This is a genomic window from Vibrio sp. Of7-15, from assembly GCF_022347565.1.
In the GTDB taxonomy this organism is placed as follows: Bacteria; Pseudomonadota; Gammaproteobacteria; order Enterobacterales; family Vibrionaceae; genus NORP241.
The window spans coordinates 22,759-47,624 of sequence record NZ_JAKRGH010000007.1 but is presented as its reverse complement, the minus strand read 5'-3'; the positions used below and the strand labels follow the sequence as shown (position 1 = coordinate 47,624).

Annotated in this window: 16 protein-coding genes; 9 read left to right on the top strand and 7 right to left on the bottom strand. The window is 42.7% G+C overall.

Going from position 1 to position 24,866, the window contains the following annotated elements; translation table 11 throughout:
* Positions 1 to 13: 13 nt before the first annotated feature.
* Positions 14 to 3,730 (bottom strand): DUF6701 domain-containing protein, encoded by a 3,717-nt coding sequence (locus MHO82_RS09950; protein ID WP_239183791.1) that lies wholly within the window; start codon positions 3,728 to 3,730, stop codon positions 14 to 16.
* Between the two features lie 345 nt (positions 3,731 to 4,075).
* Between MHO82_RS09950 and MHO82_RS09945 the strand changes: the two genes are divergently transcribed.
* The gene (locus tag MHO82_RS09945) at positions 4,076 to 8,188 is read left to right on the top strand and encodes a DUF6701 domain-containing protein (protein WP_239183790.1); all 4,113 of its coding nucleotides are present in this window, start codon (positions 4,076 to 4,078) and stop codon (positions 8,186 to 8,188) included.
* A 7-nt stretch (positions 8,189 to 8,195) separates the two neighbouring features.
* Here the strand turns inward: MHO82_RS09945 and MHO82_RS09940 are convergent, their stop codons facing one another.
* Positions 8,196 to 8,498: a metalloregulator ArsR/SmtB family transcription factor gene (locus MHO82_RS09940; RefSeq protein WP_239183789.1), complete on the bottom strand. Its 303-nt coding sequence runs from the start codon at positions 8,496 to 8,498 to the stop codon at positions 8,196 to 8,198.
* A gap of 109 nt (positions 8,499 to 8,607) precedes the next feature.
* Here MHO82_RS09940 and MHO82_RS09935 point away from each other — a divergent pair, with 109 nt between their 5' ends.
* Positions 8,608 to 9,525, top strand: coding sequence for a permease (locus MHO82_RS09935; protein WP_239183788.1), 918 nt, complete (start codon positions 8,608 to 8,610; stop codon positions 9,523 to 9,525).
* Between the two features lie 111 nt (positions 9,526 to 9,636).
* On the opposite strand, the gene MHO82_RS09930 is transcribed toward MHO82_RS09935, so the two are convergent.
* Positions 9,637 to 10,995: a cytochrome P450 gene (locus MHO82_RS09930; protein ID WP_239183787.1), complete on the bottom strand. Its 1,359-nt coding sequence runs from the start codon at positions 10,993 to 10,995 to the stop codon at positions 9,637 to 9,639.
* A 340-nt stretch (positions 10,996 to 11,335) separates the two neighbouring features.
* Here MHO82_RS09930 and MHO82_RS09925 point away from each other — a divergent pair, with 340 nt between their 5' ends.
* Positions 11,336 to 11,722, top strand: coding sequence for a hypothetical protein (locus MHO82_RS09925; RefSeq protein ID WP_239183786.1), 387 nt, complete (start codon positions 11,336 to 11,338; stop codon positions 11,720 to 11,722).
* A gap of 135 nt (positions 11,723 to 11,857) precedes the next feature.
* Here MHO82_RS09925 and MHO82_RS09920 read toward each other — a convergent pair whose 3' ends face one another.
* The 3 genes from MHO82_RS09920 to MHO82_RS09910 form a co-directional block, all read right to left on the bottom strand.
* Positions 11,858 to 12,613, bottom strand: coding sequence for a hypothetical protein (locus MHO82_RS09920; protein ID WP_239183785.1), 756 nt, complete (start codon positions 12,611 to 12,613; stop codon positions 11,858 to 11,860).
* Between the two features lie 272 nt (positions 12,614 to 12,885).
* A complete protein-coding gene (locus MHO82_RS09915; RefSeq protein ID WP_239183784.1) occupies positions 12,886 to 13,152 on the bottom strand; it encodes a hypothetical protein in 267 nt (88 codons plus the stop codon).
* 259 nt (positions 13,153 to 13,411) lie between these two features.
* Positions 13,412 to 14,311: a LysR substrate-binding domain-containing protein gene (locus MHO82_RS09910; RefSeq protein ID WP_239183783.1), complete on the bottom strand. Its 900-nt coding sequence runs from the start codon at positions 14,309 to 14,311 to the stop codon at positions 13,412 to 13,414.
* Between the two features lie 303 nt (positions 14,312 to 14,614).
* Between MHO82_RS09910 and MHO82_RS09905 the strand changes: the two genes are divergently transcribed.
* The gene (locus tag MHO82_RS09905; protein WP_239183782.1) at positions 14,615 to 15,379 is read left to right on the top strand and encodes a carbohydrate deacetylase; all 765 of its coding nucleotides are present in this window, start codon (positions 14,615 to 14,617) and stop codon (positions 15,377 to 15,379) included.
* Between the two features lie 176 nt (positions 15,380 to 15,555).
* On the opposite strand, the gene MHO82_RS09900 is transcribed toward MHO82_RS09905, so the two are convergent.
* Positions 15,556 to 16,071 carry a GNAT family N-acetyltransferase gene (locus tag MHO82_RS09900; RefSeq protein WP_239183781.1) on the bottom strand — a complete coding sequence of 172 codons (516 nt, stop codon included), beginning with the start codon at positions 16,069 to 16,071 and terminating at the stop codon, positions 15,556 to 15,558.
* Positions 16,072 to 16,221: 150 nt separating this feature from the next.
* Between MHO82_RS09900 and MHO82_RS09895 the strand changes: the two genes are divergently transcribed.
* Genes MHO82_RS09895 through MHO82_RS09875 form a run of 5 tightly spaced genes read left to right on the top strand, consistent with a single transcriptional unit; the run spans position 16,222 to position 24,849 of the window.
* Positions 16,222 to 18,345 (top strand): prolyl oligopeptidase family serine peptidase, encoded by a 2,124-nt coding sequence (locus tag MHO82_RS09895; protein ID WP_239183780.1) that lies wholly within the window; start codon positions 16,222 to 16,224, stop codon positions 18,343 to 18,345.
* A gap of 4 nt (positions 18,346 to 18,349) precedes the next feature.
* A complete protein-coding gene (locus MHO82_RS09890) occupies positions 18,350 to 20,485 on the top strand; it encodes a TonB-dependent hemoglobin/transferrin/lactoferrin family receptor (RefSeq protein WP_239183779.1) in 2,136 nt (711 codons plus the stop codon).
* Between the two features lie 11 nt (positions 20,486 to 20,496).
* Positions 20,497 to 22,797, top strand: coding sequence for a proprotein convertase P-domain-containing protein (locus MHO82_RS09885; protein ID WP_239183778.1), 2,301 nt, complete (start codon positions 20,497 to 20,499; stop codon positions 22,795 to 22,797).
* Between the two features lie 4 nt (positions 22,798 to 22,801).
* Positions 22,802 to 24,292, top strand: coding sequence for a DUF1566 domain-containing protein (locus tag MHO82_RS09880; protein WP_239183777.1), 1,491 nt, complete (start codon positions 22,802 to 22,804; stop codon positions 24,290 to 24,292).
* Positions 24,292 to 24,849: a DUF1566 domain-containing protein gene (locus MHO82_RS09875; protein ID WP_239183776.1), complete on the top strand. Its 558-nt coding sequence runs from the start codon at positions 24,292 to 24,294 to the stop codon at positions 24,847 to 24,849. The genes MHO82_RS09880 and MHO82_RS09875 overlap by 1 nt, the downstream gene beginning before the upstream one ends.
* The last annotated feature ends 17 nt before the right edge of the window (positions 24,850 to 24,866 follow it).

Below are 24,866 nucleotides of genomic sequence, written 5' to 3'. Positions count from 1 at the left end.
TCGCCACCAGCTATCAACGGATTATCGAATAGGGTTCACCGCGGTACACTACTCTGTCATTACCGCGGTAGCCTCCAAAAGTTACCGTGCCCTGAACACAGTCATCTGGTCGAGAGCTGTCATTAGCGCAATAGCTGGTTACTCCTTGACCACATACATTCGTGATACCACCATCACCATTACGATCAGAACGCAACCAGCACAACGATGAGCTGGAGTCATTCAAATCGATAAAATAATGAAACTGGCCACGATCTTCAGGCGCTGAATAATTCAGCTGCATTCGCCCTTTCACAGCTTGGGCACTCGACATCGTCAACTCAGACGTTTTAGATCCAACGGGAATTGGTGTATTTTGCTCCGGCGTTACGGCCATCGGATCACCGTGAAGAAACGAGTGCTGCTTCACCGGGTTACTTTCACTCACATCGTAATTTAAACTTGTACAGTTATCGCGTTCATTTGTTACAAACTGGCTGCCATCATAATATTGAACATCAAGAGCGACATTAACCGATGTCGATTCCGAACCGAACTCACTCCCCGCTTCTAGGCGACCGTACAGCAAGTCTTTCATACTGCCTAAACTGCACATATCCGTCGCTGGATGAGTATTTGCCACACAAGCTTGAGGGCTAGCACCAGATGTGTCTTGCAGCTTTTCACCATCAATACCAATAACCCGCAAAGCAAACATCATTTGTGTGCCATCAGAGTCTAAAAATGGCCCATCAGGTGTGGCAGAATCGGTTTTTGTGAACGCCACTAAACGAGCATCTAACGGATTTGTGATCGGCGATGTTGGTGCACTCAATTCGTACACGCCATTCACCCATACTCGATTTTCATCATTATTCAATAAGCGCGCACTTTGATCGGTTTGGCTATTATCAAAAGCAGCATAAGTAAATTCACTGGCACTACTCGCAGCACCTGCCGTTACGTACCCTAGTCGATCATTATCATAGTTTTGGGTGATTTCCCCTGCCTGGTTAAACGCCCTTAATCGATAACTAATAGCAAGAGCTTGTTGATCAAGATAAGTAAAATCACTACAAGAAGAACCCGCAAGATAATTATCCCAAGCTAAATAAGCCGGATAAAATCGACCAATATCGACAGCAGAAGAAAGCGCAATATTGTTACCATTTTCAAGATAACCATTACTGCGAACTGACAAGCTTAATGTCCCGGCTTCACTGTAAGTAAACTTAGATACAAGCTCACTACCACTGCCCGTCATTGTATGTGTCATTCCTGACTGAGCGGCAAGCTTCAACTGGCCAGTCGCTGGCGCAGGCACAATAAGAGGAGATGGGAAAGTTTGGCTGTGTTCAAACGTTAATGTATTTTGAAAGCTTTCTGCAACTGGCTCGCTTCCTGAGCAGTGGCGACTCGGATCAGTCACACAATCAAGCAACGCTTTCACCGTAACATCAAAACTATCCGAACTTGCTAATTCATTGGCATTAGATGGGTTGGCAGCTCTGATGAAGCCACTGCCGCTATTTTGGGTGGCAGGATTAGTGTTTGAACTTCCAGTTTGAACGATATTACTGATAACCAGTGAGTAAGGGTTAAACAATAAAGTGCCTCCCCCTTCCAATTCATTGCCTCCATCTCCCGGTGGTGCTCCAATACCAGTATCATCCTTTAAAGACACCTCAATCTTACCTGCATCGGGATAACGGATAGAAAGTGCATTTGCAATAGAGACCCCTTTACTGAACTCTATATTCACTGAAGTCGCATTAGATTCACTTTTCCCAACCGCCCCATTATTCACTTCCAAGCTTTTATTACCCGAAGGAGCCAAAGGGGTTATGTAGTCTGTCCAAAACTTAATGGTTTTCGTACCTGTGTATTCTTTAATAACATCACACCCTGAATTTGAACTATTCATCCCTACAGCCGTTAAAGTCATCCCCAATGGTCTATTTGCAATATGGGGGCTACTCGCCGTGTAAGTTGCTTTTAAGCCAGAAGGTCGATAAGTCACTGTTTGGGTATCACTTGCTGTAGAATCTGAAGCATTAATTCTGACATCACCACCATATTTATGATTTAAGCTCAGTACCACACTGCCTAAATCATTCGGTGTAAACTGGTAGGTAGCAACCCCATCATCACCCGATCCATTATTTAAATTCCCAGCCCCAGACACCAATGTCCAATCACCTTTAGAGCTGGATGTGTTTAGTGTAATCAAACCAGAATACGTCGTATCAGGCACCCCATTCGCAAGCACTTGTATGGTGACTGAATGTGCATCACACGTTAAGGCATTCACACCAGAGGTAATCTCAATCGTAGTTGTGATCACGCTGGTGTTTTCACACATGCCGTTAAAATCGGTACGCGCAATGGCATTGGGCATGTAATTCACCGTACCATAATTAGCGATATTGCCTTCAGCAGCCACCGCACCATTAATTACCGCACCAGCATTAATTTGGATCGACCCTTTTGAGTAAATAAACCCGTTAACAACGGTATTGGCATCAATAACTAAAGAGCCATTTGAACTGATTAATAGCCGCTCAGGTTTGTCGCTGGTTTCCCCTGCTTGGCGAGGGTTCAAATTGATACTACCGCTGCTACCAGAAGTCGTAAAAGTACTGGCAAACAGCTTTCTAACAGTAGAAGCCGTACTATTTAAATTAAATGAACTGGAGTTAGCCGAAATTCCCCCAGAAATATAGTAGTAATCCTGATTAGAGTTAAAGGTTTCGTCAGGATCAGACTGAGTACGAATGTAATCTACCGTCGGTGAGAATATTGGAATAGCTAACGTTTCAGAAGTGAGTGCATGAACAGCCCCATTAAAGATAGCGTCACATTGGTGCAGGTCTGATGGAGGTGGAGTGACATTACATGCATCACCTAAGTCCACATCTTCCATATCATCTTTCCATGCAATCTCGGTGTTATTTTCCATTTTTAATTTAAGAGCCACCACCGCACCCTCAATTTTAGCGTGATTTTTCACTTCAATTGTTTTCTTGGAATAAACCAGCCCGACAACTTTACTGTTATTTTCGACTGTTATGTTGTCCCAACCGAGTATTGCGATTCGAGATGCCAATGTAGGTTTGATCTCTGTGGAGTTCCCAATGATTAAAGCCTCTTTAACCCAGATAGCTACTGTGCCAGCACTGCCATCGGTCTCAATCGATGTGTTGTTTTCTATGATCAAGTTTTCAAAAAAGTAGTTACCTGGGGGTAGGTAAAGTTTTGCTATCCCTTCAAGCTTCATGCTTTTCACTCGATACGGAGTTGAAGAGGCAACAAATCGAATCACATCTCCGGAGTGGCCATTGATTTCTTTAAATTCATTCCCTGAGTGCGCCCCACTTCCGATCGTCGTATTGGAGTTTGCGTTAATCGTGGTATTTGAGCTGCTGGTAAGAAAAGTCGGGTAAGTTAATAAATCTACATTCTGCCCGTTAGCTGTACATGCCCCATTTGCACAGCTACGAGAATGTGTAGAAGTTGAAGGAATGTTTGAGAACCTGAAACTATCAGAATCAGAGCCGCTAATATTACTACGATGGGTCATTATTAAGCTGCCATTATCCCCTGTCACATCAGCCTGTGGTAGCCAAGTTTGAACAGCTTCAGAAAAAAACGGCGTACATTGATTTACAGCCCAAGAAAGCGGACTAAATAAGAAAAGAAATACAAAAAACAGAAACGGCCAACGAGCAAGCATAGCAGTTAATAACCTCATTTAACTATCCAATATCGCTTCAAAAAAATATGAAACTTATCCCTCCTAGTTAAACGTAGTGCAAGTGTGGAATATGTGCAGCAATGCTTATTTATTTATGTAATTTATTCGATTTAAATCACGGTTTTATTTTTTAAATACAATATATTAGATCAACAATTGATTGGTTTTGCGTATGAGTTCACACCTTGGAGTAAATCGGTAATCAAATCTTATAAAACAATTCGTAAATCAAATTGTTCTCTAACTAGCAGCAGTAACGATGCATCTCCATAGACATTTTATTGTTTATATAAATCCAATTTCATATTAGCCTTGAGTTAAACCTAATCATAAAGGAGTAGTATGAAAACAATAAACAGTAAGCCATATTGGGGTTTAATCACGCTGCTCCTTTTTATATGTGTAGATAACACAGCAATTGCCATGGAATTCGAGTTTGGTCGTCTACGTGTAGATGACTGCATTCAGACTGCCGACACTGATCGGTGTACTATCACCTTTAGCAAAAGCTACGCTCAACCTCCCTTAGTTTTTTTAATGCCCACAATTACCAAAAATGGTGAAGACCAACCCTCTAGCCTTCGGTTAATGAGCGTAACAAATACCCAAGCTCAATTTCGACAGATTGTCGCGCCAGCCAGAAAAGCCAAAGCTGGGATCCCATTTAAACCAACCCCGATGACAGACATTGATTACTTAGTGGCAGAGCCCGGTATACTAAAGCTATCTTCCGGGGCACAGCTGTTGGTAGGAAGCTTTACCACAACTCAAACGATCCGAAATGATAAGTCGACAAAACCAGCCCAGATAGTGGGTGGCTATGAGACTATTATGTTCAACACCTTCGGATTACCCAGCTTTGATCCATGGCATGGAGATACCAATTTACCACCAGGGGTCATGACTCAAATTCAGTCCATTAATAATCGGTATTCTACTAACGAACCCAACGGCCATTATGCCGCCAACCAACCTCAATGGATGACTTCGGTATCGAAAGACGTCACATTCAGCTCTTTTAAGTTTGCCATTGAACTGTCTGAAACTCGTGATGCCAACATCACTCAAGCGGAAACCGTCGGCTTTGTAGCAGGGTTAGGTACAGGCTTTGTTACGGGCAAAAAGTTTTGGTGGGGTAGTGGTGAAACCAAAGACACATTAGGCGATGGAGAAGAAGTTTATCGACCTGTAGAAGAAGAATGTGAAGCATACACTCCTATTCCGGCCTCTTTTTCAGCCCCACCTATTTTGGTAGCGGCCAAAAATTCCCGCCATGGTAGTAATGGTGGGTGGTTACGCCGCTGCTTTATGAAACCCGATGAAGTCAGCTTTGTTATCGAAGAAGACATGGATTCAGATAAAGAAAGGAAACACCATTGGGAAAAAGTGGGCTTCTTCTTCTTTGAAGCCCAGAAAATTCGACCTGTTTGTGAAATATTCCCTAGCCCAGCTCAAACATGGGAAACCAATACTAATGGGGAACTTCTTATTGATAATTTGTCGAAAATCAATGGTGCCTCAACCATCGCAGGCCAACGTTTTGTTGGTTTTTCTGCCAACAAAGTGAATGATGTTGCTTCTGCTGGGTGTAACGGCTCAGTCTGTCAAGGGGATACAGGGCTAATGGTTCCCAAGGCTAACCTAGAAGATTTTCAGGCACCAACCGATCCCGCGCTGTATTACATCAATCTTGTCAGTAACCAAACGTTCCAAAACGATGAACACATTGGCGCTTTAACCATTAATAACAATGTAACCGCAACGTTCAAAGCTGGGGTGTATTGGATTGACAGCCTTAACCTAATTGGCGGCACCATTAATATCCCAAATAACGAGCAAGTCACCATACACACTAAGGGACTGTCTCTAAGCCAAAGCGCACAAATAAACAGCAACCTCAGTTCTGAATTGGTGGTTATTGTTCATGACCTCCCCTTTAGCTTTCAGAACTCCATACACAACAGAGTTGATTTAGCCAATGGGGCCAAGTTCACTGGATTGCTGTACAGCGAAAAAGACGTTGATTTAAGTAATGCTTCCACCATTGAAGGGGCTGTGACTGCCGCCAATCTTCGCCTTCATGGAGCCGGAAACCAAATTATTGGTGGTGGTAACTGCTTTGGTATTCCCCAGAATACTGAGTTAAAACTCTCACCGACAACATCAAGCGGACTCTCTTGTACAGGAGTTGATTTCAACTTATCTGTCGTTGAAAAAGGCACCACCCAAGAAGCGGATTTTACGGGATCTATCGATATTAGCTTAAATAATGATTCAAACATAGATGCCTGCTTTGTTTTAGAAGGAAACTCTCCACCAACCAACTGCGGAGAAGAAGATAGCCACCGACAACTTACTGTGGCCTATCCAACATCTCGACGCTTTTCTATTTTTAGTAAACAAGCAGGGGAAGTCTACATTAATGCTCAGGTACAAAATACCAGCGAAATGGATTTAGCAAACGTTGGCCCATACTCTTTTTTAGCCAATGGTTTTTTATTGGACAGCGGTAACGATGTGGATTCTATTAATGGTGGGCAAATCGCGGTGCGACCTTATTCGCTGACTATACAAGCCGTTTCTTCCAACAACAATTCATTGCAATGTCAGCCACTTGAAAATTACACCAACAACCAAGTCCCCTTACTGTTCAGCCGCTCTAGCCCTGCTGGAGAAACACCGTTAGGTAACTATACCTTAAGTGATTCCACCCAGCGCCACACCATAGAAACCAACACTCCTGTGTCACTTACCTTTAAATCTGGCGTTGCAGTCATCAGCAACACAAATTTAGGCACACCATTAACAGGTGTATATTCAGAAGCACAACAAATATCTTTATCTGTTACTGGGCCATCATCTTGCACAAGCAGCGGATGTAACAACGCCACAATGTCTTCCAATACTTTACCTTTATATCATCGGCCTTTTGCGCTATCTGTTTGTTCACCAAACAATCACACCTTACCTATAAGCTACGGAACCTCAAACAGTGGTGATAAATTAGCGATAGCAGGACAAGGTGCTGACGTTTATATCAAAGCGGTCCCTTGGGTTTCTCAATACGCCAATAATGATGGCAGCATAAAACAGCCCAGCATTGCGAATGGCACAGCTACGCCTAACTACGTCAGTTACGCTAAAGCCCTATGCAGCAAAAGTGGGTTAAAAGCCTTTGATGGGACTTTTAGCCTCAATGCCAGCCTACATTCACCCAGTAATGCGACTTGGGACAATTCGAATTTTAGTCACCTCACATTGCCTCAATTAGCCAATGCCCAAGGATACACCAGCACCATTACATGGAATGACGTTGGCAGCCTAGCCCTTTCACCCTATAAAGAGAACTATCTTGTTTCAGGTTTAAATATTCCTGCAACACAGTTTGTTATGGGCCGCTTTGTCCCCAGTCATTTAGCCATCACCAGCAGCCAATGGTCGTACCCTACAGGACAAAATGACTTTGCTTATATGGATCAGCCATTTCCGCACTCATTCGTGGTGGAAGCACAAAACAGCAGTAATACCGCGACTCAAAATTACGGCCTGTTTGGTGACAATTTTAAAACCCACATCAGTCTAATGAGTATTGAAAGCCAAAAGGCAAGTGGTACCAATGATTTGTCCTCAAGAATTAAAGACGCAAAGCAATACTCTTGGGGCGGCGCCGAATGGAACTCTACGAAAAACACATCACAAATGAGCAAAACCCTGTCCGATTTTACCTTCCTGCGCAAAGAAACTAGCGCATCACCTAGAACCACAGAGCCAGATGGCCCTTATACGTCAGAGAACACACAATTTGGCCTGTACGCTTCACACGTTGTGGATGAGGTAAATTTCCAACTGTCCCCTAGCGATCCACTTCGCCCAACCATTACCATTCGCCATGATGACTCCGGCTTAAACACGAACCAAGGTCAAGCCTATCTGACTCAACCCAACGTTCGTTATGGCAGAATGACGCTTACCTCAGTCGGCGGCACTCAGGATCAGCTTAGTACTCCACTTAGCATCGAGCATTGGACTGGTTCTCAATTTGAAATTAACACACAAGACAGCGTCTCTTATTTAGATACGGTTTATCAATGCCAAGAACTCATTTGGCCTAACAGCTTACCCGCAAACTCCGCTCCTCAGCTGAGCTACATGGCAAGCGATGGTTCAACGGGAGGCCAAGCTTCACTAGGAGAAAATCATCTTGTTCAAGCCAAGCATGACATTGAAGGGCTCAGGGCACAAATGAGAATGTGGCTACTCATCAACTCTGAAAATACAGCCAAAGAGTGCGCTAACCGACCAAGCAGCAGTAATAATGAGCATCAGCCTTGGCTACTGTTCAATTGGCGTGGAGAAGGAGATGAAGACCCATCTATGGTGGCTACCTTTGGGATCTATCGTGGTAACGATCGCGTCATTTATCGCGGGGAGCCCAAGATAGGTAGCCTGCGCTAGGCCCTCTTTAAGGTGCGTTGTCACCTTCTAGCACGCAGCACTCATCTTGTAAAAATCCGATCACGCCCTCCAGTATTTCGTATTGGGCCACACAGTAAAGTGTGCGCCCATCTCGGTGCTGAACCACAAGCCCCGCCGACACTAAACTGGAAATGTGATGCGAAAGCGTTGAATTAGGAATAGAGAGCTCTTGTTGCAACTGACCAACAGGCACCCCTTGATGACCCGACTTCACCAAATGCTTATAAATGAATAATCTGGTTGGGTGGCCCAATTCTTTCAGAGCCTTAGCGACACTTTCTAAATCCATGTGAAATCCTCATCTGTTTTTATATTTCGATAATAGCAGAAATATATTGACACAATAAAGCGTCTCATCTTATATTTCGAATATTCCAGAAATATAGAAGTGTTTAATTATGACTCCTGAAACCATGACAATGCTTGAAGAAGCCCTAGGTATGTTCGCTTTCCTTGCGGTTGAACTGACCATTCTGTTCCTCGTGATCAGTTATTTTGTCGGTGTACTGCAAATGTACATTTCACCGGCACGGATCCAGTCAATCCTAAGCTCGAAAAACGGTAAAGGGTACGTTGTTGCCGCCTTCTTAGGTGCGATTACACCGTTTTGCTCTTGTTCAACCATTCCATTTTTAAAAGGTTTATTAAGAGCAAACGCTGGCTTTGGCACCATGATGGTCTTTTTATTTGCAAGCCCATTACTCAACCCGATTATTATTGGTCTATTTGCCGTTACGTTTGGGCTTAAAGTCACTCTGTTTTACTTTATTATTGCCATGGGAGTGTCCATTGTTGCTGGCTACGCTCTTGAAAAATTAGGTTTTGAAAAAGAAGTAAAACCAGAAGCCTATCAAGCTCCAGCACCTTCTGGTTGCCAGTCGAGCTGCTCTGGTAATAAAAAAGTTGAGAGCAAATGGATCACACTGTGGCACTCTACATGGAAAGATTTTAAGAAAGTTTTGCCGTATTTGTTTGGCGGTATCGCACTAGGCTCGTTCATTTATGGCTTCATGCCAACGGATTTTGTGGCAGCCGTTGCCAGTGACACAAACCCATTTGCTATCCCGGTTGCAGCAGTGATTGGTATTCCACTGTATATTCGCGCAGAAGCGGTGATCCCACTCAGTGCAGCACTCGCAGCCAAAGGCATGGGGTTAGGTTCAGTCATGGCGCTAATCATTGGTAGTGCAGGGGCAAGCTTAACGGAAGTAATTTTATTAAAATCTATCTTTAAAAATAAAATGATCATCGCGTTTCTGACTGTGATTCTCAGCATGGCGGTACTGGCCGGATACAGCTATTCGATCTTGTTTTAGCAATCCCACGCCTTCGAAACAAAAAAGAGGTGAACCACACGGCTTCACCTCTTTTTGATGTCTATTGATTCTGTTCTTATTTATTCACTTTTAGCTTTTAGCTTTTAGCTTTTAGCTTTTAGCTTTTAGCTGGCAATAAAAACCTTTTGGAGAAAGAGTAAACGCAAACTCTTCAATCACTTCTGAACTCGGCTGTAATGGCTCTACTTCAAATTGCTTTAATAACGCCGTCATAGCCAATTTGATTTCCAACATCGCCAACGCACGACCAGGGCACAAGCGCACGCCCCCACCAAAAGGCTGCAAATGAGAAAAAGAAGCACCTCCCTCATCCAACCAACGCTCTGGGCTAAATTCTTCGGGCGCTTTAAACAACTCTTCGTTATGTCCATTAGCATGCAGCATCACAAAAACAGGCGTCCCTTTAGCAATATTATGATCACCAATTTTCGTATCCACAATTGCTTCTAAATACAGTTGCGGCGCAACAGGTTTTAAACGCATGGTCTCGTACATAACGGCGGTTAATGCAGGGGCTTTTGGTAGGGGCCACTCTAACGTTTCTAACTCTGCCCCCATTTCATCACACAATGTTTGCTGCCATTGTGGTTTTTCCGTTAGTAAAAATGACATCCAGGCTAACGTGTTGGCTGTGGTGTCTTCTCCTGCTAATAACAACGTGATGGCATTAGCAAAAATATCATCATCCGATAAATGCGCTTCAGACTGTTTGGCCGCTAACATGGCCTGCAAAATATTTTCAGGCACTTCAAACAGCGCCGGATTGTCAGCCATTCGTGCTTTTTGAACTTCAATAAACGAAGACACTTCTTTACGTACATAAGCTAATGAGGCATCGAACTCTTTATCTTTCGCAGTAGGTACAAAACGCCATAACGGGATCGGTGAAGTAATACGTTTATTGATCATAGGGAAAATAACACGAATGGCTTTTTCCAGATCCGACTCCCCTTTTTCAATGGAGTTCACATCCGTACCAAACGCCAGCTCAATAGTCACATCTAAGGTAAAACGTTTGAACTCTTGCAGTAAGTCGACCTTCTCTTGGTTCTTTGCCAGTAAAGAGAAGCGGTTTTCTAAACGAATGGAATGTTTTTTTAACGCAGGCAAAAAAGAGCGCAGATGGCGAGGCTGGAAGGCAGGATCGGTTAATAGACGATTCTTTTTCCAACGTTCTCCTTCTGCTGAAAAAACGCCATTCACACCCGCTTCTTCAAACACCGATTCAATATTTTTTAAACGGCGAAAAACATCCGGCCGGCTTTTCAATGCTTGTTTTACGTCTTTCGCATCTGAAATAACCAGTACTTTTTTAGCGCCTAACCGTAAATTAAAGCTCGTGCCATATTCCTTTATCCATTGAAGCATTTGTTGATGAACATTCGTTTTTTTTAGTGCTTTAACATGCCCTAATAGCCCCATAGAAGGTGGCATTGGGAGTGAGTTCATTGTCACTTATCCTTATGTTTATTATTTTGCTTCTCATTTTGAAAATTATATCTCACTAAGAGTTGTAGACAACGTTTTACTTCATAGCTTAAACCACTACAAACCTGAACTACATTCACAAAAGAAATGCAAAGGGAAAAGGACAAAACATCATTGCAATTCAGACACTTAATGTCAGATAACTTTACAATTTCCTGTATATTATCTACTGATTCTTTGGCTGTTTTATTTAATAAATAAATAGTCTATGTAAAAATCATAGGCTTATAACCGAGCTCATAAATATGGTATTTCTTTTGCTCAAAAAGCTTACTTAATTTTATTTATGTAAGGTTCTTTGATGTGTAAGACATACCTTTCAAACAATTGTATTATTCTGCTTTCATTGCTTTCTGTTACATATAGTTGTAATGCAGAGCACATAATAAACCACAGTAAAGCACAATCACCTTTCTCCATAAACTTAAAGAAAGAAGAACCCAAACCCAACTACAACACGAATTCAAGCAATACCCAATTATCACTACATGAATGGCTATCTTATGCTCTGCCACAAGTGAATTCGATCATCATAAAAAAAGATAATGAGTTACTTTCTGATATTGAGCTAAATCCAAATATTAAAAATGGTAAACAAGAAATAAAAGAAGCCATTGTGAACTTAAAAATATCCGAAGGCAGTTGGACTCTTTCTAGTTTCCTTAATATGGATATTTATCGATATTAATAAGAGTAGGCTATATCAAGCAACTTAATGAATAACCATATTGTTACCTTGGAAAGACTTCCAAGATAACAATAGATTAAGAAATAAATTTGATGATATATATACATCAAGGTTATTTGTTATTATCTTCATTGTTTAGCTGTTACTGCCAACAGCTCTCTTAACCCCAATCTCTTTTGAAAGTCTACTCTCTTGTTTCAACGATACAAAATCCCCACTGCCATGGAACTTTCTCGCGCCATTTGGTTTCCACGTTTCTTTTAAAACGGCACCAATAGAAGTATAAAAAGCTTCAAGCTCATAAACATTCTTAATAATACTCCACTTACCAAGACTCACAGCAGCTAATGGGAACTCACCAGCTTCTGCAACCGCTCGTATTACGCCATTATGTTCAATAACCGATTCTTTTTCTTCTCTTATCATGTGTGTCACGAAGTTAACTTGCGCACCATGGCGGATTGGATTGTATTGTTCACTTACCCCTCTGTAAGGCTGCACCGCTGAAATACTGCTATTAATTGCATCAATAATCTGGCGCTCTTCCAAAGAATCAGAAATCACCGTTCTAGGGCGGCCAGCTCCTCGGTGAGTAAGCATGTCATGTGTATCGTAATCACCAGTATAAGCAACCGCATTTTGATACTGTTGTATTTTAAGTAATGTTGGCGCTAAATTATCTACATCAAGAGGAATAATTTCTTTGCCACCATTAACACCAACAATATACAGCCCCACAAGACCTAAACTCTTATCCCAATGCCCTACACAACCAAACAACCCTGCGTCTTTTAGCTTTCTCGCCACAGATTGTCTTACTACCGCGTCAGGATAAGCTTTTTTAAGGGACGACTCTTTAATGGTTTTTTCTAGAATATCATGGCCTTTCATAGGAGCGCCTTTTCCCACACAAGAAATAGTATGCTCGCCCGCCTCTCGAAATGTTACAGTAAACCTTCCTTTTTGCGATGCTGCGGCTATAGCAGAAAGGTGATCCTTATGAATAAAAGATTTAGTAATAATATTTTTAAGATGTTCACTAATTGCAGGTAGCACGATAAATCCCCCCGGATGTTGATTACTTACATAATCATCGTGATTTTTATAAGAATTAAAGTCGTTATAACGAAAATACTTTGATACTGTTTATTAGAACTTCATCATTAAAGAAATTCTAAAGACACAAAAACCAATACGTTGATAACCATTAAAATAACAAATGCATTAAGCCACAGTTTCCACTTTAATTTAGGGTAGCCATACTCTTTGCCCTCTATTGTTTTAAGAATAGCAAGAGCTATAGAGGCGATAGTCACCGATATTCCACCAAAAGCCACCCCAGCAAATGAAAATGGAACACCTGCGGCTAAGATTCCGACTATAAAATACACAAGCATATAGCTAATGAAATACTTAAAGGCTGGTTTCATAAGGTATCTCTATCTAAGTATTGATTCTAGTTTAGAATAGAAGGTTGGCTTATATTTCTACTCTAAACCTACCCACTCATAACTATTATTAAAATAAAGCATTAATTTATAATCTAAATCTATGGGTTAATATTCGTTTTATAACATAATTAACTCATTGTTCAGACCCTTAATTATACATCGTACAATTATTTAAAAGGACAACTTATTATAAAATAGTACATCATGCAATTAATTTATGAACTACCTGTTAAAATTCTTAAATTGTTTTATTTTCATGCTCCACCTGAGCAGCTACCCAACGAGAAAACGCAACAAATTTAGGGCGATACTGCATGCCTTCCGGGCACACCAAGTCGTACCCCATATCGGTATCAATCGCAGGGAAAGGAGAAATAAGCTCACCGCTTTCAATGTATTGCCGAGTAAAGCGCTGTCGTCCTATCGCAACCCCAAGAGACTGGCGTGCCGCCATAACATCGAGATCACTGTAATTAAGCACCAAACGTTTTTTCTGGCAGTCAATATCAGCTCCCATTTCACTGAGCCAAAGCCGCCATATTTTTGAGTGCGAGCTATGAATAAAAGTCACCTCTCTTAGCCCCTCTATCCCTTTCTCTAGCAAACCATAACGCTCCGCGTATTCTGGAGAGCAGATAGGAGCCCTTTTTTCGAGGAATAAATGCTGGCAGTGAAAACCCGGGAAGTGACCATCACTGTAAAAAATAGCCGCATCCACAGGCTCATATTCAAAATCTAACTGCCTTTCTTTTGTGATCAAGCGAATATTTAGGCTGGGGTATTGTTCTCGAAAACTGGCTAATCGTGGCAATAACCACAAAGAGGCAAAACACAATGAAGTACCAACACACAACTCACCACTTAATTCATTACTACGAATATCTTCTAGTTCTGAAAAAATACTTTCGAAAGATCGGTTTAATGTTGATAGTAGCCGTTCACCTTCAGGGGTTAGCTCCATTCTTCTTGTTAAACGAACAAACAACTTAAACCCAAGTGACATTTCTAAATTTTTGATCCGATGACTCACCGCACTTTGCGTTAAGTTCAATTCACAACCCGCTTGAGTAAAGCTTAAATAACGCGCCGCCACACTAAATGTGTGCATATTTGCCAAAAGCTGTTGTCTTTTATCCATTACATTCTATGCATTAATAAATTTAATCCATACTATCTAATCTTTCGTTTGTTCGCTTTCAAAAAAAAAGATTAAATGGCGTTATTGGAGCAACTAAAACGCCAGTAAACATAAGATTTTATGAGCGATTAATAAGATTTCCCGCTCTGATTTTTCCGAAGTAAATTACAGGAAAAGCATGTTGATCATTGATATTTAATACCAACGCCAGAGATAGATTCATGAATTTAATCAATTCATGCTACTGGGTAACTGTTCTTAATACAACGAACTTAGTACTCCCTAAATTATAAGGATTTCGTGATGAAACTGATTATGAATGCCGATGATTTCGGACTCACAACTGAAGTGAACCGTGCCATTATAAAATGTATGGAGCACGGTGTGGTGAAAGCCACTACCTTAATGGTTAACCAACCCGGCACAGCCGATGCCATTAACCTGATAAAACAAGGCAAAGTCTGCGGTGATGTTGGGTTGCACCTCACCCTAACCTCTGGTCGCCCTATTTTACCCGCGCACGCGGTACCCGATTTAGTGGATGAAGATGGTTATTTTTTATCTAACCCAGTACTTACGAAGAAAAAAACGATTAATTTAGAGCAAGTCTATAACGAACTGTCTGCCCAATACCAACATGCGATTGAGTCAGGCGTTAAACTCAGTCACTTAGACTGCCACCATTTTGCTGCTACGCTGCCACAAATAAAACCCGCCTACATTGATTTTGCAAACAACGTTGGCCTTCCTTCACGGCGTGCTGATGTTTTCGAGCCCGGCCAATCTGATCTACACGTACCCACGCCTGACGCTCTAGACATTACTTTTTATGATAATGGCGCAACTTTCGTGCACTTACAGACTTTGTTATTACAGCACCAAGCCGACTTCCCTCATGGAATATTAGAAGTCATGTGCCACCCAGGTAGCTTTAACGACACCAGCATCAACGCCATTTCCAGCTACACAACACAGCGCTGTAAAGAAACCCAGATTTTAACCTCCGTAGAGCTAAGCAACTGGCTTGCAAAGTATGACATCGAATGTATCGGTTTTTCTCAGCTTTAAATTCGACTGTTGTAGCCCCCTTAGATACCAACGAGACTTTAGTAAACTCTATAAGCAATAGCTCAAGGAAAGGATTGCTAAAAGCCTTAATTGACACCTTAAGGCTTCTTAGTAGCTTGAAAACAGGTGCACTTTACAGTGTAAATTGTCGGCATTAGTACCAAGGCTAATTAAAATTAATGTAACACTTTGTAATAATAAGACGTCGCACATAACTGCCCTTCTGGCGAGAGCGCAAAGTTAGGGATCTCCCCTGATTTCACCCAGCCAAGTTGCTGATAAAATGGCTCAGCACCAGAACCAGATTGCGTGTCCAATACCAATAAACTTACCTGATTATCGCGCGCTAATAACTCAACTTGAGCCATCAATTTTGATGCAATCTGTTTACGCTGATGAGCTGGATTCACAAACAATTTTTGCACTTCTGCTCGATGAGAGCCATTGTCTTTCTGGCATTGTTCTAACTGCACTGCCCCTACAATTTCATTTCCTTCTTTTGCTAATAATAACAATAATTTATCATTAATTTCTTTTTCTACTTCCTGCCAGTATTGCTCTGCTTTTGTCAGTGAGAAATCCGCTAAAAAACCTACTGACGCCCCCGATTGCACCGCGCTTAGCAACCCCAAAGAGAGCTCTTTAATGTCTTTTGATGATAACTGGTTCGCTACACTAATTTGTATGCTCATTGCATCCTGCCTAAATGATATCCATGAAAAATAACCGCCATCTGTCTTACTACACTTTCTTAAGTGCGTGCAAATTCATCATATTTCACTGCCCAACCCTACTTTCACAGCCAAAAATAATACAAATAAATTGACTTAGATCACATGAGCATGAAAATGATAATTGATCTCATTATTAATCTCATGCAGAATGCGCGCAAATTTATAGAACCACTGCATGTTTTAGTCACTACTATGCGAATAAAAAATACAATAATACTTCTTGGCGCACTTGTTAGCCCAGCCCTGATGGCAAACACAGATAACAACTGGTTACGTGACGACAGCCGCAGTAACCCAGATGTTATCCAGTTTCTTGAAGGTCATAACGCCCAAACAGCCCAATACATGCAGCCTTTACAAAAAACGACGGATGCTCTTTTGGCAAAGTGGCAGGGTATGTCTCCTCACAAAGCCAACAAACCTTGGTTAATCCAGGGCAACGCACAGTTTCGTATTGAAACCATTGATGGTGAGCGCACGCTTATTCAAGCCAGCCAAGATAACAATGAGAGACGCGTTTTACTTAACTTGGCACAGCGTGGCAAAGCACATGATTACTATTCTCTAGCCAACTGGGCGATAGACGCAAACCACAACTACCTTGCTGTGGCAGAAGATCTACGTGGCTCTGGGCAATACCGTGTACAGGTAATCAACTTAACATCAGGTGCCGAAACCACGGTTGCCAACAATGTGGAATCGAGCCTAATTTGGTCAGCCGACAGCAACGCTCTGTATGTTATTGGCCAAGAAGAAAAAACGCTTCGCTCTAATGCCGTGTTAAAGATCGATCTGGACAATAAAAATGCCATCACCACTGTGTATGAAGAACCAAATTCTGCTTGGTTAGTCTCGGCCTACCAAGCCAGCGATCGACAATACGCGTTAGTACAAACCAACAATGAAAATGCCAGTGAACAACGCTACTTAGACTTAGCCACTGGTGAGCTTTCTGAGCCTATCATTTCACGCCAAGATGGCCTCGAATATTACTCAGACATTGCCGATAACCAACTGTTCATGATGAACAACCAAAGCGGTAAGTTTGCTCTGTATCGAAAACAACTGAGTTCAGCTCAAGAAAACTCAAGTCCTGCTGAGTTAACGCCGATCTACACCCCTAAATCCGATCAAACTTTGGAAGATTTTTACCTGTTTGAAGCGGGTGTAGCCCTTAAGATAGAGCAATCACAAAGCAGCTACCTAACTGTTCTTGCCAAAGGTGAACAGCAAACAACGGCTCCACAAATTCCACTCAGCGGACAAGGCAAAGCGGCATGGATTTCTCGTAATGGTGACTATGCCAGCAATGTGATTCGAATTCGCAGCATGTCCATGACAACGCCACCAACATGGCAAGAGTTCAATGTACAATCCCACCAGCTAAGTACGCTGTCCCAAGATCAGTACCCTGATTTTAACCCTGATCAGTACCGCTCAACCCAGCTCCAAGTGGATAACAACGGCGTGTCTGTCCCAGTAACATTGGCCTACAAAAAAGAAGCTCTGAAATCGAATTCACCTGTGATTTTATATGGTTACGGTGCGTATGGCGTCACAATGCGCCCCTACTTTATGCCACAAATTGTTAGCCTGTTAGATCAAGGAGCCATTTATGCAATTGCTCATGTACGTGGTGGTGGCTACTTAGGTGAAAACTGGCATGCAGAAGGCAAAGGCATTAAAAAACAAAACGGTATTAACGATTTTATTGCCGCAGCTCGTGTTATGGCTCGTTTCGAAAATAAAAAACGTCCGTTGTATGCCATTGGCAGCAGCGCAGGCGGTACTTTAGTCGCAGCTGCACTCAACCAAAAGCCAGAACTCTTTTCAGGGGCCGTACTGCAAGTTCCTTTTGTGGATGTTGTCGCCAGCATGTCTGACAGCACACTTCCTCTAACCGCTCAGCAATATGGTGAATGGGGTAACCCAAACACATCTTCTGAACTTGCGGCAATGGAAGATTACGATCCATACCAAAACATTACTAAAAAACAATACCCACCAATGCTAGTACGAGTTGGCCTACACGATTCACGCGTACCCTTTTGGGAAGGCGCAAAATACGTCGCTAAGCTTCGCCAAACCAGCACTAGCCATGGCCCATACCTTTTGCATACTGATTTTGAATCAGGCCATTTTTCTGATCGACGAAAAGCACTGAAGAAACAAGCTCAAGAATACGCTTTTCTTTTAAATCTACTAAATAACAAGTCTCAAATTACGGAGTAAACCAATGAAGTTAGCACCCGTTGCCATCGCTGTACTGAACGTACTGGCGGTACAAGCCGTATGCGCGCAAGAAGAGCTGACCTACATTGAAGAAGTGTTAGTCACCGCCAATAAAATCGAACAACCAATTTCTAAAACTCCGGGCTCTGTCGCTGTTATTCAAAGTGATGAAATTGAAAAGCAAGGGGCAACAGAGCTGTACGATGCCCTTAACCATGAACCTGGCGTCAGTGTCACGGGTGGTGCAGGCAGACCACAAAACATTACCATTCGCGGCATGACGGGGAATCGCATTGCAATCATCAAAGATGGCGTAAAAGTCTCCGATGGCTACGGTGCTAATGCCTTAAATGACAAAGCAGGCAGAGATTCTTTTGACTTAAACGATGTAAAAACCGTGGAGGTCGTGAAAGGCGCAGGCTCATCCATTCATGGTTCTGGCGCTATTGGTGGCGTTGTGGTGCTAACGTCTAAGGCACCACAAGACTACTTGCAAGGTGATGATTTCTACATGGATGCTGACGCGACGTACACAGGCATCAGTAACAAATACAAAGGATCAAGTACCCTTGCTTTTAGAGCTGGAGACACCGATAGCCTACTCAGAGCCAGCTACTGGACGGGTGAAGAAACTCGTAACCACAAGCAGGACTTATACGAACGTACTGTTGAAGGAAACAGTTTAGGCTACACAGTAGAACACTTTGCTACTGATACCACCTTGCTCAAAGGCCAAGTAAAATACTACCAATCAAGAGCAGAGCGCAATGAAGGTTCTGCCTTGGTCCAAACTGATGGAAAATGGGAAGCCGATAAATTCAACGAAGACAAAACCACCACCACCATCGAAGCAAAAGTTGGGGTTGAGTTAGATTCTGAACACTTTTTATTCGACACTTTAGATTCGAACGTTTATTGGCGCAATACCAACAACCAAGCAGACACCAACGTACTCATGTCTCGCATGAAAAATGGCATCCATGAAAAACGACGTCAAATTGAATCACGCGATTTTGAAGATGAGTTAATCGGGTTATCTGCGACGGCAAAAAAGCAACTGCACACTCAAAACACAGAACATAACCTAGTGTATGGGCTGACGTTAGAGTCTAACCGCCACGCAAGGCCAATCACAAAAACCCTGATTGATTCTAATGGCATACAGCCTCAACAGTACGTGCCTTTTGTTGAAGCCCGTACCAATACTTTTGGCGTTTACGTGAGCGATGTGATTACGTGGAATAACTGGTCATTAGTTCCATCTCTGCGTTTCGATCATCATCAAATCAAACCAGAGTCTGAAAACAGCATTGGTGGAATTGCAGTCTCTTCCCAAACCAGCCAAGAGCTGTCACCAAGTCTGTCATTGGCTTATCAGTTTACACCTGAGCTAAACAGCTACGTTAGTTATAACCACGGTTATCGCGCACCAAGCTACGATAAGATATATGGTTATAACCCACACCTGTTCAACGCTTTCGATCCTTTCATCATCATTCCAAACATGGATCTTGAAGCCGAAACCAGCGATAAATACGAGATAGGTACCAAGTACCATGATCAAAAATGGACGCTGTATGCTGCCCTGCACTACTCCAAGTTCAAAAACTTTATCGATGCGAAACGCGAGTCTTTCAACTCAAAAGATGGCTTTTGGTACTTCCAATATAAGAACCTAAATAACGTAAAAACATACGGTGCTGAATTAACCGCGAGCTACCGCATGACGGATCAATGGCAGATTTCAACCAGCGCAGGGATCACCGAGGGTAAAGATGGCGATAACAACTACATCACTGCCATGACACCGCTAGAAGGCAACCTAACGCTAGATTATCAGGCCAACAAATTCAACTCTTACCTGCGTATTAACTGGGCTGCGGCGATGGATAAGACATCAAGGTGTCTGAACGACTTAAACATGATCGAGAAATGCGCAGAAACAGGCAGCTGGGCAACGGCGGATCTCGGCTTAAGTTACGAGCTGATCAGTGATCTGGATATCAGCTTAAATGTCGTGAACGTTCTAGATAAAGAATACACGCGCTATCAAGATGTGGCAGGCATTAGCGAAGCTCAAACCAAATACTCAACCGAGCCGGGTCGCTACTTCACCGCTCATGTGAAATACCGCTTCTAAGGAAAGAAGAAATGAAGAAACCTCTTACTTTAACGCTGGCCTCTTTGGTGTCAGCGGCGTTAGGCAGCGCATCGGTTCAGGCTGGCGAGTGGGATTACCCAGCTCAAGCCGTTCAAATCACCGATGCCGCGCAAGCCAAAACCTACTTGAATCAGCACTACCCAGAAGCGGGAGAGCTGACGCTGCGCTACACCTCCAATAGCGCTTTAGGCACACATTACAACTTTAATATCACACTAAATGGTGAGTATAAGCAGCAGCGTACTTTGGTATTAAGCACCGATAAATCCAACATGGTATCGCGCGTTTACAAAAGCTTAGAAGACACCATTGTGCGTAATGGTGTTGCGACTAAAGCAGCTGAACTCGAAGCACCACGTACTGTTGATGCAGATCTTGCGCCTTCGATCGGCTCTGGTTCATTGGTTGATCACTCGATCAATGTGATCTCACCCGATCTTCGCACCATGAACCAAACTCCACCACCAGAGAGTAACTACCTTAACGTGAGTGACTACCCTGGCAGTATTCATTACTTCACCAAACAGGCTAAGTTTCTTGAATCTGAAGGCAAGCTGTATTTATCGAACAATAATGTTAAGCAAATTGATATTAAACAGCTGCTATTACCTGCCGATGAGCAAGGTAATCAGGCTGTCGATCCCGGTACTTCTTTTTTACCACCTGAAGGGTTGAGCACATTCACTAATGCCGCACAACTGGCTCAAGTGGATCTTAACGATGAAGCAAACTTCCTGCAGCTGATGGCGTTTTATCACTTAGATAAATCCATCGACTACTTAAAAAGTTTGAACTTTGATGTATTTCAAGGGCCACTTCTGTTCGATGCGAAAGCATTAAGCACAAATAACTCATCTTATTATATTGGTGCGAAAACCTTAGCTTTTGGTATCGGTGGTTCACCAGATGCTCTGGATGCAGACATCATTTTACATGAGCTAGGCCACGCCATTAACCACCACATTACCCCAGATTGGGCGTATGGCCACAGTGACACCATTGGTGAAGGCTTCGGTGACTACTGGGCTGGCGCGTATGGCTACCAATTACAATATGAGCAAGGTACAAGCTTTGAGCTAGACACTGTATTTAACTGGGATGGCTACTTTGGCCACCAGCGTCATACACGCAGCTTAAACAATCAAAAAGCACGCTATTACCCAACAGCTGAATATCGCGCTCATGAAAGTGTTGGCGGTGAGCTGGGTGATGAGCTGTGGTCTACCCCTCTGTTCCAAACCTTAAAACAAGGCGTTGCTCTATATGGCGCTGATGCTTTCAATGAAGTAAACACCATTATTTTAGAAAGCTTCTACGGCTTAGGTCGTGGCGTAAAAATGGATGATCTCGCTGAAAACATTTTGTACGTCGCAGGCGAGCTGTACCCTAACCGAGACTACCAACGCTTGTTTAAAGCGCATTTTTACTTTCATGGTTTACTGCGTGATCCTTTTGAAATGGTAACGCAAAGTGTGTTCATTCCGGAAGGCACTAATCCTGCTTTCAGCTTAGTGCCGACCAAACGAAAAGCGAGTATTAACGCTGAATTAAGCAGCAACTTAACAGGGACACAAACCATTCAAAATGCGGCCTTTGATAAGCTAGATATTACTTATCTTCCCAACCAAGAAATGACATGTGGTCAAGAAGTCACCGTTTCTGCCAATATTAACTATCAGTTTAATGACAATTTACTAGAAAAAAGCACCAAACTGTCAAAAGACTACATTTATGGCACGCCGATTTTATCTCATGAACCGAGTATATTTGATTCCATCATTCCTGATGCGCAAACAGACAGCAGCGGCCGAGCACAAATTGGTTTCAAAACCTTTAATTTCTATATCAATGACAACCTACCCGTTATTGATGACAACTTCGCGGTGCAACTGCATTTAACACACAGCCAAATTACGGATCTGGATATCACTCTTGTGTCGCCAAATGGTGAGCGCATTAGCTTAGTAAAACATCAGCAAGTGTATTCCGACACCATCAATACCACTTATTTACTGAGCCATATGCCTGAGTTAGCCGCTCTGAAAGGCAGCCCAATCACAGGGGCATGGCGTTTAGAAATTTCCGATCACAGCCAAGAGAATAGCGGGAAATTACTGAGCTGGGGTGTGGGTAACTTAACCAAATTTGCCTGTGGCCCAATCCCAACTATCGATAGCAAAGTAACCCCAGATAACGGCACCACCAGTGGTGGAAGCAGCTCTCTATTTGGCTTATTTGCCTTACTGGCATGTGCTTGTACTCGTTTAGTTAACCTTAAAAAGAAGAAATAATCCTATGAAATATAAATTAACTTCCCTAGCCGTCGCGCTGGCACTCACAGGCTGTAATGGCTCAGATTCTGGCTCTGGTAACAACACCGCGGATCTAACCTACTCAGTAAGTGGCGAAATTACCTCAGCAGTAGCAAAAGACAGCACGGTGTGTGCCGACTTAAACCATAACTTTATTTGTGACAGTAGCGATCCAAGCGCAACCGCACAAAATGGCCGTTTTACCATCACCAGTTTAAATAAGAATATTTTAACCGCGCCATTAGTCACCAATGCCAACACAGGTGTACAAGCTGCAAGCCACCGCTCAGTACAGGCAGCCAACAGTGCTGAAAGCCAAAATACTGCCACCCTAGCGGCACCGGGCCAGAAAAAAACCACAGGCAACATCATTAATGGTGTAACGACTCTTTTAGCGGGCTCCATGGAAAATGGTTTAACCTTAGCCGAGGCTGAAACCAAGCTAAAAGATAACCTTACTGTCATCGGTATTACACCGCCAAACGATCTGCTTAGCAATACAACTGACAGTAGCTTAGCCACTATCGAAGCGAACATGGTAAGTATTTCGAACCAGATCCCCGCTAACGAAGCGTACTTAACTTTAGCGGCTATCAGCAGCACCATTATTGACAACAAAGCGGTGTTAACAGCTCAATCACCAAGTGAAGCTGAAATCTCACAAATGATCACGGATACCAAATCAGCGCTATACAACGTGACTCTTAATGACACAGGGGTAACACGCTATTTCAGTGATGCAGGAGAAGAACAAGCAACACCACAAGCAGACTACCCAGGGCAAGACGCGGAATACGGCTTAGATAAAACCGAGGTAAACCCAAACACCAACAACGGTTTTAAATTTACCAAGTTAGACGCCAAAGGTACCCCAGTTGCTGATGATGCCACCGAATGGTCATGCGTAAGAGATGAGCGTACTGGCCTAGTCTGGGAAGTGAAAAGCAGCGATGCAAACTCGATCCAATATAAAGATCGTGCTTTTACATTAGAAATCCCAGGTGTACATACACCATTTTCTAAAGACATCGCAGAAGCCACCTGTAAAACCGCAGGCGATAACGTTTGTACGACTCAAGATTACATCGATTATCTAAGAACAAATGCCTACTGTGGTAAAACCAACTGGAAGCTACCAACCAACTTCAATATTTATAACTTACTCGACTTTGGTGAAACAGAGAAAGACAGTAACGGTAAAGTATATGGGTTCACACTGAAGTACTTCCCGAATCAACCTACTGGCAGCCCTGATATTGGTGAGCAAGAAGGTGAGCTATGGAGCTCTGGCCTTTATTACCCAGAATACGGTGAATACGTTGAAGGAGAAAAAGCCTTTAATTACGTGAAAGCCCGTGGAGCGGTACGTGGGGAGATCACCAGCATTCAAGTTTATTCAGATAAAACACCACAAGACAATGATTACTCGTACCTATTTCCTGCTCGTTTAGTTTCTGTAGAAGGTAAAAAATAATGAAACGTTTACTGTTAATTTCTGCTTTATCTGTATTGCCAGCCACAGCCGTGATTGCTCAAGAGTGCTCAACAGATTTTACTTCTACCGCACCTAATACCCGCTTTATCGATAATAATAACGGCACAATCCTTGACCTAAAAACCAACTTAACTTGGATGCGTTGCCCACTTGGCAAGGAGTGGAACCAAGACAAAATGACTTGCGATGGCACGGCAACAGGTATGTATTGGCAATCTGCCCTGAACGACGTTCAAGCAATTAATAAAAGCACAGTTCACCCGCTGCATAAATTTGGTGGTAAAGAGGAATGGCGCTTACCAAACATTAAAGAACTGGTTAGTTTAAAAGAAGCCGCTTGTTACCACCCGGCAGTCAATGAAAAAGCCTTCCCTGGTGCTTTTACTTACGAACTTGGTAATACTACGACCGTTCTTTGGAGTGCAACACCAGTGGGAAGTGAGAGCCGAGTAATGAGCTTTGACGCAGACAATGGTGATGTGTACGCCCAAACCATCACCAGAGCTGACTATGGCGTTTTGTTGGTTAGCCAATAAGTACCGTCTGGCATAAT

Coding starts and splice junctions, on each gene's coding strand:
- MHO82_RS09925 (WP_239183786.1), top strand. CDS start 11,336: ATGTGTAAGACATACCTTTCAAACAATTGTATTATTCTGCTTTCATTG.
- MHO82_RS09875 (WP_239183776.1), top strand. CDS start 24,292: ATGAAACGTTTACTGTTAATTTCTGCTTTATCTGTATTGCCAGCCACA.
- MHO82_RS09940 (WP_239183789.1), bottom strand. CDS start 8,498: ATGGATTTAGAAAGTGTCGCTAAGGCTCTGAAAGAATTGGGCCACCCA.
- MHO82_RS09920 (WP_239183785.1), bottom strand. CDS start 12,613: ATGAAAGGCCATGATATTCTAGAAAAAACCATTAAAGAGTCGTCCCTT.
- MHO82_RS09950 (WP_239183791.1), bottom strand. CDS start 3,730: ATGAGGTTATTAACTGCTATGCTTGCTCGTTGGCCGTTTCTGTTTTTT.
- MHO82_RS09915 (WP_239183784.1), bottom strand. CDS start 13,152: ATGAAACCAGCCTTTAAGTATTTCATTAGCTATATGCTTGTGTATTTT.
- MHO82_RS09930 (WP_239183787.1), bottom strand. CDS start 10,995: ATGAACTCACTCCCAATGCCACCTTCTATGGGGCTATTAGGGCATGTT.
- MHO82_RS09935 (WP_239183788.1), top strand. CDS start 8,608: ATGACTCCTGAAACCATGACAATGCTTGAAGAAGCCCTAGGTATGTTC.
- MHO82_RS09905 (WP_239183782.1), top strand. CDS start 14,615: ATGAAACTGATTATGAATGCCGATGATTTCGGACTCACAACTGAAGTG.
- MHO82_RS09900 (WP_239183781.1), bottom strand. CDS start 16,071: ATGAGCATACAAATTAGTGTAGCGAACCAGTTATCATCAAAAGACATT.
- MHO82_RS09945 (WP_239183790.1), top strand. CDS start 4,076: ATGAAAACAATAAACAGTAAGCCATATTGGGGTTTAATCACGCTGCTC.
- MHO82_RS09910 (WP_239183783.1), bottom strand. CDS start 14,311: ATGGATAAAAGACAACAGCTTTTGGCAAATATGCACACATTTAGTGTG.
- MHO82_RS09885 (WP_239183778.1), top strand. CDS start 20,497: ATGAAGAAACCTCTTACTTTAACGCTGGCCTCTTTGGTGTCAGCGGCG.
- MHO82_RS09890 (WP_239183779.1), top strand. CDS start 18,350: ATGAAGTTAGCACCCGTTGCCATCGCTGTACTGAACGTACTGGCGGTA.
- MHO82_RS09895 (WP_239183780.1), top strand. CDS start 16,222: ATGAAAATGATAATTGATCTCATTATTAATCTCATGCAGAATGCGCGC.
- MHO82_RS09880 (WP_239183777.1), top strand. CDS start 22,802: ATGAAATATAAATTAACTTCCCTAGCCGTCGCGCTGGCACTCACAGGC.